Origin of the sequence: Rheinheimera sp. A13L, assembly GCF_000217935.1 — a bacterium.
Lineage (GTDB): Bacteria > Pseudomonadota > Gammaproteobacteria > Enterobacterales > Alteromonadaceae > Pararheinheimera.
On the sequence record NZ_AFHI01000008.1, the window covers coordinates 1 to 14344 of the forward strand.

At 44.1% G+C, this 14344-nt stretch carries 13 protein-coding genes and 1 pseudogene; 5 read left to right on the forward strand and 9 right to left on the reverse strand.

Annotation, left to right across the window (positions count from 1 at the left end; genetic code table 11):
• Positions 1 to 401: 401 nt before the first annotated feature.
• The 4 genes from RHEIN_RS05200 to umuD all read right to left on the reverse strand — a co-directional run bounded on the left by RHEIN_RS05200 (position 402) and on the right by umuD (position 3692).
• Positions 402 to 1202 carry a hypothetical protein gene (locus RHEIN_RS05200; RefSeq protein WP_008897922.1) on the reverse strand — a complete coding sequence of 267 codons (801 nt, stop codon included), beginning with the start codon at positions 1200 to 1202 and terminating at the stop codon, positions 402 to 404.
• Positions 1203 to 1352: 150 nt separating this feature from the next.
• The gene (locus RHEIN_RS05205; RefSeq protein ID WP_008897923.1) at positions 1353 to 1661 is read right to left on the reverse strand and encodes a hypothetical protein; all 309 of its coding nucleotides are present in this window, start codon (positions 1659 to 1661) and stop codon (positions 1353 to 1355) included.
• 308 nt (positions 1662 to 1969) lie between these two features.
• Positions 1970 to 3247 carry a translesion error-prone DNA polymerase V subunit UmuC gene (umuC, locus tag RHEIN_RS05210; RefSeq protein WP_008897924.1) on the reverse strand — a complete coding sequence of 426 codons (1278 nt, stop codon included), beginning with the start codon at positions 3245 to 3247 and terminating at the stop codon, positions 1970 to 1972.
• Between the two features lies 1 nt (position 3248).
• Entirely contained in the window at positions 3249 to 3692 is a 444-nt protein-coding gene (umuD, locus tag RHEIN_RS05215) for a translesion error-prone DNA polymerase V autoproteolytic subunit (protein WP_008897925.1), read from the reverse strand.
• A 748-nt stretch (positions 3693 to 4440) separates the two neighbouring features.
• Between umuD and RHEIN_RS05225 the strand changes: the two genes are divergently transcribed.
• Positions 4441 to 5472: an IS630 family transposase gene (locus RHEIN_RS05225; RefSeq protein WP_008897927.1), complete on the forward strand. Its 1032-nt coding sequence runs from the start codon at positions 4441 to 4443 to the stop codon at positions 5470 to 5472.
• Between the two features lie 260 nt (positions 5473 to 5732).
• Here the strand turns inward: RHEIN_RS05225 and RHEIN_RS05235 are convergent, their stop codons facing one another.
• The 3 genes from RHEIN_RS05235 to RHEIN_RS05245 all read right to left on the reverse strand — a co-directional run bounded on the left by RHEIN_RS05235 (position 5733) and on the right by RHEIN_RS05245 (position 8133).
• The gene (locus RHEIN_RS05235) at positions 5733 to 6227 is read right to left on the reverse strand and encodes a gamma-glutamylcyclotransferase family protein (RefSeq protein ID WP_040554561.1); all 495 of its coding nucleotides are present in this window, start codon (positions 6225 to 6227) and stop codon (positions 5733 to 5735) included.
• 386 nt (positions 6228 to 6613) lie between these two features.
• The gene (locus RHEIN_RS05240; RefSeq protein ID WP_008897930.1) at positions 6614 to 7483 is read right to left on the reverse strand and encodes a toll/interleukin-1 receptor domain-containing protein; all 870 of its coding nucleotides are present in this window, start codon (positions 7481 to 7483) and stop codon (positions 6614 to 6616) included.
• A gap of 86 nt (positions 7484 to 7569) precedes the next feature.
• On the reverse strand, positions 7570 to 8133 hold the full coding sequence (locus tag RHEIN_RS05245) for a hypothetical protein (protein ID WP_008897931.1): 564 nt from the start codon (positions 8131 to 8133) through the stop codon (positions 7570 to 7572).
• Between the two features lie 424 nt (positions 8134 to 8557).
• Between RHEIN_RS05245 and hslR the strand changes: the two genes are divergently transcribed.
• The 4 genes and pseudogenes from hslR (at position 8558) to RHEIN_RS05265 (ending at position 12244) form a co-directional block, all read left to right on the forward strand.
• Positions 8558 to 9013, forward strand: a complete 456-nt coding sequence (gene hslR, locus RHEIN_RS05250; protein WP_237704340.1) for a ribosome-associated heat shock protein Hsp15 — start codon at positions 8558 to 8560, stop codon at positions 9011 to 9013.
• A gap of 281 nt (positions 9014 to 9294) precedes the next feature.
• Positions 9295 to 9624, forward strand: a pseudogene (locus RHEIN_RS05255) (S4 domain-containing protein); the annotation flags it as partial.
• Between the two features lie 16 nt (positions 9625 to 9640).
• Complete coding sequence (hslO, locus tag RHEIN_RS05260; protein ID WP_008897934.1) at positions 9641 to 10489, forward strand: Hsp33 family molecular chaperone HslO; 849 nt, start codon at positions 9641 to 9643, stop codon at positions 10487 to 10489.
• Between the two features lie 213 nt (positions 10490 to 10702).
• Positions 10703 to 12244: a phosphoenolpyruvate carboxykinase gene (locus tag RHEIN_RS05265; RefSeq protein ID WP_008897935.1), complete on the forward strand. Its 1542-nt coding sequence runs from the start codon at positions 10703 to 10705 to the stop codon at positions 12242 to 12244.
• A 46-nt stretch (positions 12245 to 12290) separates the two neighbouring features.
• Here the strand turns inward: RHEIN_RS05265 and envZ are convergent, their stop codons facing one another.
• Both envZ and ompR read right to left on the reverse strand, forming a co-directional pair.
• Positions 12291 to 13607, reverse strand: a complete 1317-nt coding sequence (gene envZ / locus RHEIN_RS05270; RefSeq protein WP_008897936.1) for a two-component system sensor histidine kinase EnvZ — start codon at positions 13605 to 13607, stop codon at positions 12291 to 12293.
• Positions 13608 to 14333, reverse strand: a complete 726-nt coding sequence (gene ompR, locus RHEIN_RS05275; RefSeq protein ID WP_008897937.1) for an osmolarity response regulator transcription factor OmpR — start codon at positions 14331 to 14333, stop codon at positions 13608 to 13610.
• Positions 14334 to 14344 lie beyond the last annotated feature (11 nt).

Genomic DNA, 14344 nt, shown 5'->3' on the forward strand with positions numbered 1-14344 from the left:
CGAATACCGGACGTTAACGCTTCAAGAAGGGGCGCGAACATGTGAGCTCGCCGCAACAGAAGGCCTCAAGTGACGCGGCTTGTTATGTTTTATGCTGCAGTTCACAAACGATTACTCTTTGCTAAAGACTTTAGTAAGCGCCACTTTGTTACAAGGAAAAATGGCTGTAAAAAAACGAATGTAAACAACCAGACCTTAAACGAGACCCAAAGATCGTACTGAAACAAATGGATTACCCCTAAAAACAGACATAAAACAAAAGGGGGCATTTCAATCCAAATCAAAGCTTAGAAAAACTGTTTGCTAAACAATTGCCCCTCTCAAACATAACGATTACGCTAAGGGGCTGGCTTTTGCCTGTCCCCGCGAGTAAAACGTGAGACTTCAGCGCCTTGTTAGCGCTACATGCGAGGCCCACCTGGGCCATCATTACGAGGTTCAGTCTTAACAGCAGGCCCAGGCTCGTTAGGTGTTGTCAGTCTTTCATAAAGATTTTTATTTATAAATGAGTTATCGATCTTTGGCTCTAGGGTTTTCATTTTGGCAACCGCGGCATTTATAATAATTAATGGTCTATCTACGCCGTGTGACAATTTTTTTATTTCATCGACTGATTCTTTTCTAAAATCCAAATGCATGCCGAGTAAATTATTACCTAAAGATTTTACCCAGAGATCACCATAGTGGTGCAGCACTCGCCCTGAATTTGATGCTAATTTAGCTTTTTCCAATTCGTCGACAAGTGCAGTTGGGACTGCAGAGGCACACGCTTTTTGCTCTTCAAGATCTACATCATAAAGCAATACATTGCTAGCGTGTGTCTTTGAAATTATGTTGGCAAGTTGTTCTTGCTTGATTGATGTAAAACCTTTCGGGTTCCATTTGTCATCAAAAAACTGTCTCTTAGCTTCGTAAAATGCAACTCCCTCAACAAAGCGGTCACTTGTAACCCAAACTTTTACTATTACTGCTATATCACCAAAACTTGTTTCCGGCGTGCCTTTTAGTTTAAAGCCTTCCCACCGTACTTTTTGAGCCTTGTCAATCCAATCTATTTCTAGGCCTAAGCTTTCAATGGCTTCCATGACTTTAGTCGTTATATGATTCTCATTCCATCCGCCGAGGTGCTGGCTATTGAAGCAACTAACTAGCGCTTCATTTATTTTGCTATTTGCCTCATTCAACCAGTCTTGATATTTCATGTCAGCCTTATGCAATAGTTTGAGGGTGCTAACCCTAACGCCAAGTTAACCGGCAGAACGGAGCCGGCCTGCCGGCGGAGTGGTTTGCAGCGGGGTGTAAAATTTGCGAAGCAAATGCCCCGCTGCAAACTGTCCGCGTTGAACGCCTGGTTAGGCATTACGAACATCGCTAGAAAGCAGCTCTATCAGTTCTGCCCAAACCGGCTGAGACCAGTGAGATACATCGACATCTTTGAAAGCTATTTCGGCAGCCCTCAAAAACGTCACGAATTCGTCTTTAGGTGAATCGATAAGGCTAATGAACATCATGCCTTCATGATCGTACGGACGATAGATATTTTCCATGAATGAAGAATCTCTATCGCGAAATCTTTTTCGAATCTCTTCAATGATGAATTCAAAGCCTCCGCTACTAAGCGGCACCCCGGTCTTTTCAGATATTAAAATTGTACCAGCCATACTAATTGCCTAACAATTTAATAGAAGGGTTTCTGCCCGCAAGTCGAACATTTTTACGCCTTCTTTCCTGAATTCAGCTCATACCACGCTAAAGCTAATGTACCTAAATTTCAATAGATTTTTCTGATATCACTAAATTTGCGTGCGAAAAAATTTATACAGGCAGTAAGCTAGCAGTTCTCGAATTTACTCAAGCTGGATAATTGGAAATTTATCCAGTGGTTTGGGCTAATAAATGGACGGACTATATAGGGATTTAACACAACACCGAATTTCCGCTTTTGGCACAAAACAACTCTAATTATCAGCTACCTGACTCTGGGTAGAGCATTCCAACTAGTGGTAAAAGCAGGCGACAACAGCTCTCGCTTCATTCCCCAGGACTGTTTGGTGCCTTTGCTAGCGAAGTACAGAGAGTTGGGCATTTGCTCGTTGATTTGGTCCATTAGCCCCATTAATGCAGAGTTACCCCGCACTGTGTCGCTGGTGGCGAATAAGTCTTGCTGGCATACACCATGGGCATAGAAGTCTGAAAGCATGACTCCCGCCTTGGCATACCGAAAACCGTCTTTCCAAATGGCATCCAAAAGCTTACTGGCTGCATGCAGAAAATCGCGGGTATCGTCGGATGGGTAGCTTAGTTCTGCACTGCGGCTATTTGAGTAGTAAGGGTCTAGCTGATGATCACTAAAGGGGCTAGTTCTTAAAAAGACACTGATACGTTTCGCCTGGCAGCGCTCTTGCCTTAGTTTTTTACAGGCCCTATGCACGTATTCAGATATGGCTTCGTGCATTGCAGCCAGCTCTGTGACTCGCTCACCAAAGGCTCTTGAGCTGACAATCTCTTTTTTTGTCGGCGGTATGTCTTCAAGCTCAATACAGGATTCACCGTTCAACTCCATCACTGTGCGTTCGACCACCACTGAAAATTGCTGGCGTATCAGTTTTGTCGGTGCATCAGCCAAATCCAGTGCCGTATGAATACCCATCACTTCCAGCCGCTTAGTGAGCCTGCCACCAATACCCCACACTTCGTTGACAGGCAATAAGGCCATCAACTTGCGTTGCCGTTCCTTACTGGTTAAGTCCACCACACCACCCGTTTTAGGCCATGATTTAGCGCCATGGTTAGCAAGCTTTGCCAAGGTCTTAGTTGGCGCTATCCCTACACAAACACTAATCCCTATCCACTGCTGAACACGCTGACGAATCTGATGACCAAAGTCTGTCAGGTTGAGTGCACTGGCTATCCCTGATAAATCCAGAAAAGCCTCGTCTATGCTATACACTTCAACAGCCGGAGCCATTTCTTCTAAAGTGCGCATCACCCGAGCTGACATGTCGGCATAAAGTGCATAGTTAGACGAAAAAGCCACCACATTGTTTTTCTCTAACAGCTCCCTGATCTGAAACACCGGAACACCCATTTTTATGCCCATAGCCTTGGCTTCTTTTGACCGAGCTACTACACACCCATCGTTATTAGACAGCACCACCACAGCGCGGTTAATCAAATCAGGGCGGAACAGCTTTTCGCATGACGCATAAAAGTTGTTGCAGTCCACCAAAGCAAATACACGACTCATACTACTGCGCTCTTTTTGAACGGGTCATCTGCCTGACAATGTTGGTGACTACACCGAATAGTGCCAACTCAGCATCATCAGTAAAGGTGATAGGTGGGTAGGCTTTATTGCGTGGTATTAATTGCACTTCAGGCGTCAATGCCAGTTCTTTCACTGTAAATTCGCCATTAACCTGAGCGATCACAATATCGCCATGCTGTGGTGTGACCGAGCGGTCTACCACCAGGATATCGTCAGGATGAATACCCGCATCAATCATTGAATCCCCTTCAACCCGAACAAAGTAGGTTGCTGCAGGTCGCTTAATGCAAAGCTCGTTTAAATCCAGCGTTTGCTCTACATAGTCCTGTGCAGGCGAAGGGAAGCCAGCAGGGATTTTGCTCTGGTATAGGGGAATGCTGTAGTGGGTAGTAGGTTCTGCGAACCCTATAAACTGAATTGTCATAACACCAAAATACTGTATATAAACACAGTTAATGATCGCTGATTTTTACGGAATGTCAATCGTGGTTGCTAAGCCTTAGAAAAGCGAAGGCCGCCAACGTACACTTTGCCACTTCCTGCCAGAAAACAAAGGTTATCACTGACGGCCCACACTCATTGAGATTATTCAGATATTTATTAACTAATCAACGGATCCATCTCAACGCTCATGAATCATGCAGTCAGTAAAATTCACTGCTTGCAGGTTCCGGCTGGCTTGGGGTTTTTACGTCAGCTCCTGTAAGGGAAGCATATTAATGTGGATTTAGCAGAGGTCTTAATTTTGTCGAGATCAGAGATTGGAGTAAGCCAGGCATCGGTATAGGCCTGAAGAAACGTTAAACCCCGTAGTGAAATAATGTATAAAGGCTGGCATAGCTATCTCTCGGTGTTTATGCCAGTTTTTATCTAATCCCCGTAACAGTTGACTTTTTTGAGGGAAATACGCCAATACATATTTATTAAATATCTCATTTAGTAAATTAATAAGCTGAGTATTCTTCCCTTCATCCAAGGTTTTTGGTTCACTTGGTTCAGCTTGAATGCAAGCGATTCCAAGTAGATACATGCCCTGCCTTAAGGGGGAACTTAAGTGAACTTTATCTAAATAACTGTTCCGTTTAATAGATCACTTGCGGAAGGGAACTCAATGCGGTTTACGCGATCTGATCAGTCGCCAAACAAAACCAAAGACACCAACCGCATTGAGTATGAATACGTTACCATTTTTTACACCACAGACGCTGTACCGCCTGAAAAAAATAGTGCAATGGAACCCAAACAGGCCACTGGCTCGCAGAGCAAACGCCATTTTGTTGTGGGCTCAGGGGAAACCCAAAGCTGAGATTGCCAGATTGCTACAGGCTGCAAGATCCAGTGTAAATCGTTGGATTAAGTGGTATCTCGCTGATGACCTTGATGGGTTACAAGCAGATATGCCTGGGAAGAAAGTGCGTTTTCCACCGACATTTATCGGTGAGTTACTTAAGCTACTTATCAGTTTCAGGCCACAGAATTTTGGCTACCAGCGTTCACGCTGGAGCAGTGAATTGCTCAGTATCGTTATTCGTGAGGCGCTGAACATTGTGGTTCATAGCTCGACTATCCGGCGCTGGCTACCCAAGCACGGAATTGTCTGGCGACGTGCTGCACCGACATTGCAGATAAAAGACCCGGATAAAGAGACAAAATTAGCAGCGATAAAACAGGCACTTGCAGCCTGTGACGCGGAAAATCCAGTCTTCTATGAAGATGAAGTGGATATCCATCTAAATCCGAAAATTGGTGCTGATTGGGGATTGCGGGGCCAACAACGCAAAGTCGTCACACCGGGACAGAACAAGAAACACTTCCTGGCAGGTGCGCTGCACAGCAGTTCAGGCCAGGTGACCTATGTGGGCTCAACGTCTAAAAATACAGTGCTGTTTATCGACTTACTCAGAGCACTGCGCAGGCGCTACAGAAGTGCCAAAACCATTACGTTGATTGTTGATAACTACATCATTCACAAAAGTAAAATCGCAGAGAAATGGCTGAAGAATAACCCGAAATTCAAGCTCTTGTTTTTGCCTGTCTATAGCCCGTGGCACAACAAAATCGAGCTGCTGTGGCATTCGTTGCATGAAACCATCACCCGGAATCATACGTGCCGGTCGATGGATGAATTAATGGAACGGGTAGAGCATTTTATGGACACGGTTTCACCCTTCCCGGGTGGTGGGCATGGGAGCAAGCGGGTGTAGCATTATTAGGATCAGTTATTTAGTTGGTTGTGGTTAAACTTATGTTGTTGCATCCAGACAAAATTAACAAGACTTTCTAATGAAAGCTCTTGAGTAACTCTTTTTAACTTTGCAATTTGTGCCAACAATTCTTTATGGAGAGTAGTATGCATAAATCCCTTTGATGACAGTATTCTTGGTAGGCCTAACGCCCGCAGCATGCGGGGCTTTGCAGTGATGGCGAAGCCGCAACGAAAAAGCCGTCGCTATGGCTGCGATTGTTAACTGTATATTGCACGTTCTTTTGCATCTCTTTCTGTATCAGGGTCTTCCTTGCTCTTTGTAGCTGACAAGGTATCTAGGTAGTCTGCTGGAACCCCTGTTTCTTTCGCACCATATATAACGTGATATAGATACCAAGAGTAAGGCAGCAAAGAAGAATCCGTATTTGTTGCATAGTATGTAACAGCTTCTGCGGCATTGCCCTGAGCATCATTTACCAAGACCTGTTTTTGCTGATACCCATAACCCAATCCTTCAGCTCTATCGAGCGCGCCTTTATCGTAGTTTGATATTTCGAACAGTGCGCCAACTATATAATCACTGGGATTTCTGGTGAATAGCGCATCGCATTTCCCCGATCCATCTTTTTTACTCACCTTATGGAACCGGAGCGAATGTTCAGAAAGCTTAAACACACCTATTCGCACAGCACTTGGGACCCTTTCTTTAAGCCTTGGCAGTGACATATTTGATCCGTAAGCAAAATATTTCACGGTGTCTCCATACAGTTAACGTCCCGCGCATGCGCGCGAACTTGTGAGCATCGCAGCAGCCGAAGGCTGCAAATGGCGCGGCTTGTTATGTTTTATGGTGTAGCTCACAAACGATTACCCTTTGCTAAAGATTTTAACAAGCGCCACTTTGGTACAAGGAAGAATGGCTGTAAAAAAACGAATGTAAACAACCAGACCTTAAACGAGACCCAAAGATCGTACTGAAACAAATGGATTACGCCTAAAAATAGACATAAAACAAAAGGAGTCATTTCAATCCAAATCAAAGCTTGGAAAAACTGTTTGCTAAACAAAGGCACCTCTCAAACATAACGCCCAAAGCAGCTGCGCGGTAGGCGTCGGCCGCCTTTGTTTGTTATACCAATTTACATGTTGTAATACTTGGTTCCAAAGCTCACCGAAAGTGGAGCTCCGTCATACAAGCAGCTAGCAGTAACCTTTATTCTCTTTTTGTGATCATAATAAGTATGGAAATCAGTTTTTTTCCTAACGAGTTCTAATTCATGAACCCCTATACTTAAAGCGCCTAATAAAGCTTCACTGTTGAATTCTGTACTTTGAGAGTGTGGTGCAGTTTTCAATAAATCCACCTCAACGAAACTTACAAAATTTCCTTCACCCCAAAGAACCATTTTGCAATGTTCACTTTCAACAATTATGTTCCGTGCTTCATTTGCTTTTACACCAACAACTTTTTCCACGTCAGGTATGGTCATGCCAAGATATTGATAAGGCCTATGGAATGGTGCCGACATAATTGGCAAGCCGACCATATTTGCTGAGTCTAAAGATCGTCCTAAGCTAGAACCGTCTCTAGGTGATACAACATTTTTATTAAAAACTATACCCATACTGGTAATAAGTCTTTTTAATTCAATGTTGTATGATCCAATTTTTGAAAAATTACTATATAGCTTACCTATCAAGAAACTAGGCAGCTCAACCTCTTCAAGAATTATGGGCAGTATTTTTATTTTTCCTGCAATCTGATAATTCATTGCAACGTCAAGTTCATTTTCTACCCAAGGTGCTTTAACTGAATTATTTGAAAGAATTACAGCAAAATAATCAACGTTATCAATCCCCTCTCTAATTTTTTGAATTAGGGAATCGCCAATCTTCATTTCCGCTTCATCTAACCAAACCCTAATTCCATGACTTTCAATATCAGAGGCCAGTCTTCTAACAAAATCCTTATCTTTGTGGTTATGGCTTAGAAATACACTAATGCTCATAGACACTCCTTATTGGTATAACGCCTCAATAACCGGCGCAGCTTTGCTGCGTCCGGCGCCTGAAAGGCGCGTAGTTGATTGACTTGTTAGGAGTATAAGCCTGACTCATTTCTATATTTAACAGTAATCATTGATGCTGGAATTGTACCTCGGTAAAAATACCAGTGAGGAGCAATAGGCTGGTTACTGTTAATTATCCTTTTTGCTTCTGCGTCTTGAGCATCATTCGGCCCCCCAATTGGAAATCTTGCACTAGCTAAGCCAGCTGCTTTGAACAAGACTTTTTTTGTTTGATTGTGCTTAAGTCGTTCTAGAGCAAGATCTATAAAAGAATCGTAGTCCATCAAATTAGGATCATGCTGATCGATTTCTATCTCCAGAGCTACTTCGGTTTGATCGAATAACTGCAATTCTCTGCAGGGGGCTAATCCTGAGATTAAATTGGGATAATGGCCTGCCATAAAATCAAACTGAGGCGAGATATTTTCAACAAGCTTTTGCCCAGTTATTAGTCCGTTATCGTTTGGATCTAACAATGAAGTTAATGAAACAAAAATATTATTTAATCCAAATGGGGCGATCCCTGCCAAAATGCCTTGCTTGAGAATGCCATCTACGGCGCCCCTTCGTGTAAAGTGATAAAACTTCATGAAACTCCTAACAATTTAATAGAAGGTTTTTCGCCCACAAGTCGAACATTTTTCTGCCTTCTTTCCTGATTTCTACTCATACCAAACTAACGCTGATGTACTTCTATTTCAACAGGTTTTTCTGAAATCAGTAAATTTGAGTCCGACAAAATTTATACAGTCAGTACACTAATTGTTCTTGAATATACTCAAGCTAGACACTTGGGAATTTATCCAGCGGTTTATGATAGTAAAAGAAGTGATGATCAGGTATTTACTACAACGCCGAATGTCAGCTATTGGCAGATAACGCCGTTTTGTTTGAGATTAATTTCTGTGACGCATAGAGTTATGAAAGTCGAGTTGAGGATGGAAAGAAAAGCATCGTTGCCAATTCGTGTATGCAATCCTACAGCAAGTCGAAATCACTCAAAAAGTCATCATCATGTATAATCAATTCATACTTTTGGTAGCAGGCCTTGGCATCGCTTTTCGAGGACTTATGAGTAAAGATAATGTTGATTCGGTTCGCCTGGACAGTTGGGTGTGGGCAGCGAGATTCTATAAAACCCGGACTTTGGCAAAAAGCATGATTGAGGGTGGTAAGGTCCAATATAATGGGCAGCGCTGCAAAGCGAGCAGAATGGTTGAAGTTGGCGCGATCATTAGACTCACACAGGGTACTGATGAAAAAACAATTATTGTAAAAGGTTTATCAGACAAACGGCTTGCTGCCCCCCTCGCTCAGGCGTTATACGAGGAAACCAGCGAAAGCCAAACTTTACGTTTGGAGCGGGCCGAACTTCGAAAAATGAACAACCTTTTCGCTCCACATCCTGATACCAAGCCTGACAAAAAAATGCGGCGACAATTGTTGTTACTTAAATCGCAGCAATCATAATCGGCTTCAATTTCAGATGTGATGGGTTTTGAGCTTTTTTGGACCTTTGGTCTGGAAAATCACTTTGAGTCCAAGGCATAAAAACGCGAATTTTGTATCCTTAATGCTGGAATACCTACTCAACAACGCTTGAAATAAATGTATCCTAAAAAATGTATCCATTTTTTATCTGTAATGCGTCGATTAACGTTAATATTTACTTAACTTTTGGCTTTACAGGTCTTTAAGTGGATACATAATTAGAAACATATAAGTGGTGGGCTTGTCGCTTTTACAAAACCAGAGCCCTGGCAAAAGACATGATCGAAGGCGGAAAAGTTCATTATAATGGCCAGCGCTGTAAAGCCAGCAGAACAGTGGAAGTTGGAGCAAGCATTAAACTGACACAAGGCACAGACGAAAGAACTGTGATTGTGATGGCCTTGTCTGAAAAAAGGCTGGCTGCGCCTTTGGCACAAGCTCTGTATCAGGAAACAGAAGAAAGTCAGAAGCTGAAACTGGAACGAGCTGAATTGCGTAAAATGAATTTGCTGTTTGCGCCTCATCCGGACACCAAACCTGACAAAAAAATGCGTCGGCAGTTGCTGCTGATTAAATCACAGCAATCCTAGGCCCTAAGGTAATGTTATGAATCAAGATGTTTTAGTACGTTTTTTATTTAATCAACGCGATATGCGCGGCGAAATCGCCTATGTTTCTGACAGTTTGCAACAAATGCTGCAAAACCATGATTACCCTTACCCGGTGAAACAATTGCTGGCTGAACTGGTGGTTGCAACCAGTTTACTGACCGCCACCTTAAAACTGGACGGCGATATAGCTGTGCAGTTGCAAGGGGATGGCCCTGTACGTTTTGCGGCGGTGAATGGCAGTGCAGAGCAGGAATTCCGCGGTGTAGCGCGGCTGCAAGCGGAAATTGGTGCCACAGGTTTTCGTGATCTGATAGGTGAAGGTTATATGCTGGTGACTATTACGCCTAAACAAGGCGAACGTTATCAGGGCATTATCCCTCTGACCGGCGACAGCCTGACCGACACCTTAGAAGCTTATTTTGCGCAGTCTGAACAACTGCCCACCCGTTTATATCTGTTCACTGATCTGACCGAAAATCAAAGCCGCGCTGCTGGTTTGTTGCTGCAGGTGTTGCCTGTTGATCCGGAAAAAGCCAAACAGGACTTCAGCGATCTGGTGATAGTAACAGACACCATCACAGCCAATGAATTGCTGAACTTACCTACAGAACAAATGCTGCACCGTTTGTATCATGATGAAGAAGTCGAAGTATTTCCGCATCAGGCGATACGTTTTGTCTGTGGTTGTTCACGCGAAAAATGTGAATCAGCCATCATTAGTCTGGGCAAAACAGCCATCGAAGAGCATATAGCAGAAGGCAAACTGGAGATCAGTTGTGACTACTGCAACAGCACTTATCAATTTGACAGCGCTGAATTATCCTTATTATTGAATAAGTTTTAGTAAAAAGCTTGCAGTAGGGCAGAGTGCATCTCTGCCCTACTGTGGCTAAAACATTTCTGTAACCCATCTCGTAACCTTTCATTTTTCCATGAAATTTCCAACAAAAGCCGTTATTGCTGGATGTTTTGGCCATCCAAATGGAGTACAATCGGGCTGAACCCTATTAAAAACCATAAATTTACTGACCTACGTACCTCAAGGAGTCACCCTACAATGACCTCTACAATCACCCGCCACATTGATTTAACAGTGGCCGATTTAGTTGAACACGCTATTCGTCGCAACGAAGGTGTATTAGCGGATAACGGCGCTTTGGTGGTTAAAACCGGTCACAGAACTGGTCGCTCACCTACTGATCGTTTTATCGTTAAAGAAGCCAGCACAGAGCAGGATATTCAATGGGGCAACGTTAACCGTCCTTTTGATCCGGTGCAGTTTTCTGCGCTTTGGGCTCGTGTCAGCGATTTTATTGCGACCAAAGAACATTTTGTCTCTCACCTTGAAGTAGGTGCAGACCCGGAACACTACATTCCGATGACAGTGACCACTGAAACCGCATGGCAGCATATTTTTGCCAAAAACATGTTTATTACTCCTGCTCAGTGGAACACATCAGGCAAAGAAACCTGGCAAATTCTGAACGTACCTTCGTTTGAATGTAACCCTGAACGTGACGGCACCAACAGTGACGGTACTGTGATGATCAACTTTGCAGAGCGCAAAGTGTTATTAGCTGGCATGCGTTATGCCGGTGAAATGAAAAAAGCCATGTTCTCAGTACAAAACTTCCTGTTGCCAGCCAAAGGCGTATTGCCAATGCACTGTTCGGCCAACGTAGGCGAAGCTGGCGACACCACCTTATTCTTTGGTTTGTCAGGCACTGGTAAAACAACCTTGTCTGCTGACCCTAAACGTTTCCTGATTGGTGATGACGAACACGGCTGGGCACCAAACTCTGTGTTTAACATCGAAGGCGGTTGCTACGCTAAATGTATCGACCTGTCGAAGAAAAACGAGCCTGTGATTTGGGATGCGATCCGCTTCGGTACTATTCTGGAAAACGTAGTATTAGATGCTAACCGTACTCCGGATTACAAAGACGCCAGCCTGACGCAAAACAGCCGCGCTGCTTATCCGTTAGCTCATGTGGAAAAACGTGTGCTGGAAAACCGTGCCGGTGAACCTAAAGCTGTTGTTTTCCTGACCTGTGACGTCAGTGGTGTATTACCACCTGTCTCTATACTGTCAGAAGAAGCTGCTGCTTATCACTTCTTAAGTGGTTACACAGCCAAAGTAGGTTCAACCGAGATTGGTTCAACATCTGCTATTGAATCTACTTTCTCTACCTGTTTTGGTGCGCCGTTTTTCCCACGCCCAGCTGGTGTATATGCAGAACTGTTGATCAAACGTGTACGTGAGTTCGGCAGCAAAGTGTATTTAGTTAACACAGGCTGGACAGGTGGTCCACATGGTGTTGGTACACGTTTTGATATCCCAACAACACGCGGCATTATCGACGCTATTGTTTCAGGCGAATTAGCCACTGCTGAAACTGTGCACTTGCCAGAGTTAAACCTGAATGTGCCGTTGAAAGTAACAGGTGTGGACAGCAACTTGCTGAACCCAAGAGACACCTGGGCTGATAAAGCGGCTTATGATGAATATGCCACTAAACTGGCTACTGAGTTTGCTAACAACTTTAAGAAATACGATGTATCTGATGCAATTCGCAACGCAGGTCCAAAAGTAGCTTAATGCTTTGATTTGATTTGATTAAAAAGGCTCCCAATGGGAGCCTTTTTTATGCAGTTTTAGTTTGATTCACCGGTAAATACACTGTCACTACCAAGCCACCATAAGCATGGTTATGCATACTGATTTGACCATGGTGCATATCCACAATCTTTTTGATAATAGCTAAACCTAAACCTGAACCTCCGCTGCCGCGGGCTGTATCCCCTTGGGCAAAAGGCTCAAACATACGCTGCATTTCATGTTCAGGAATACCAGGGCCATGATCCCGCACCTGCACATAGACCTTACGGCTGGCACGTTCTACACCAGTACTGACCTCAATCACACCTTCTGAATACTTCAGTGCGTTTTCTATCAGGTTATTCAGCACCCGTTTGATGGCAATACGGCGCAGCGGCACCAGCGGTATTTGCTCATTCAGGTTGGCAATAATCTCACGTTTTTGCAGCCGATCAGCGCTGATCTGCTCCTGCACCAACAGATTTAAATCTTCTTCATCCAGCGCTTCTTCTTTGTGATGGCGAATGTAGTCAATAAACTGATCGATAATAGCGTTCATATCTTCGATATCACTGACAATACCGTCTTTGATCCAGCTGTCCTGCTCACTGACCATCTCGCTGGCTAAACGAATACGGGTTAACGGAGTGCGTAAGTCGTGCGACACCCCAGCCATTAACAAAGCCCGGTCTTTTTCCAGTTGACTGATACCCTTGGCCATACGGTTAAAAGCCTGAGTTACAGCGATAATTTCGGTAGAGCCGTGCTCAGGCAGAGGGTCTGGCATTTCGCCCCGCCCTACTTTGAGAGCCGCCTGCTGTAAACCCTGCAAAGGCCTGTTCAGTTGCCGCGCAAATAACCAGCCGCCAGCCACACTTAAAAAGCCGATCACAAAAACATAGATCTTCAGCGGAGAAAAATCGGTTTCGTCCAGGCCACTTAAAGGTACTTTGACCCAATACTGCGGAGCCTGCGGTGGCTTCACCCAAAAGGCATAACTGCTTTGCTGAGCAATACGTACTTCTGCAGGACCTCCCAGTTCCAGTGACATTTCCTCAGAAAAATACTGGTAAAAGCTGGCTTCGTTTAAGCCATGTAAAGGCGCAGTCGCATCGGTATAAACTTCTATGCCTGTGGCTTGCTGGAATCTTCTGGTCAACTCTTCCGACAGCAGCACCTCGTTGTGCTCCACGTCGATAAACACCACTTTAATTTGCTTGGCGATCAGATGGTTAATTTGCTGATAGCTGGGCTTAATCACGTAATAAACCACGGATAAATAAGACACCAACTGATTAATCAGCAATAAAATACCAATCAGAAATACTGTCTGACCAAAAGCGCTGCGCGGAAACAAACGCATTTAGCTAACAGCACCATCAGGCACAAACACATAACCCAAACCCCAGACGGTTTGAATATAACGAGGGTTAGTCGGGTCGTCTTCCAGCATACGGCGCAGGCGCGATACCTGAACATCAATGCTGCGTTCCATGGCTGAATAATCACGGCCCCTGGCCATGTTCATTAATTTATCACGCGACAAAGGTTCACGGGCATGACTGACCAGCACTTTAAGTACAGCAAATTCACCACTGGTTAAAGGCATCAGCTCTTCACCTTTGCGCATTTCACGGGTCGCCAGGTTAAATACAAAAGGACCAAACTTCACCTGACTTTCCTCAACTGATGGCGCGCCAGGTAACTCTTTAGATTTACGGCGTAATACAGCACGAATACGGGCTAACAATTCACGAGGATTAAAAGGTTTAGGCAGATAATCGTCAGCGCCCATTTCCAGACCAATAATACGGTCCACTTCATCGCCTTTAGCTGTCAACATAATGATGGGGATTTCGTTTTCCTGCTGGCGCAGTTTACGGCAAATGGATAAACCATCTTCGCCCGGCAACATCAGATCCAGCACCACCAAATGGAAGTTTTCGCGTTCCATTAAACGTTGCATCTGTTCAAAGTTGGCGGAGGTACGGACAATATAACCTTGCTCTACCAGATAACGCTCTAATAACGAACGTAATCTCATATCGTCATCTACTACTAAAATTTTTGTTGTTTCTTGTCCGAGCATATAAATCCCTC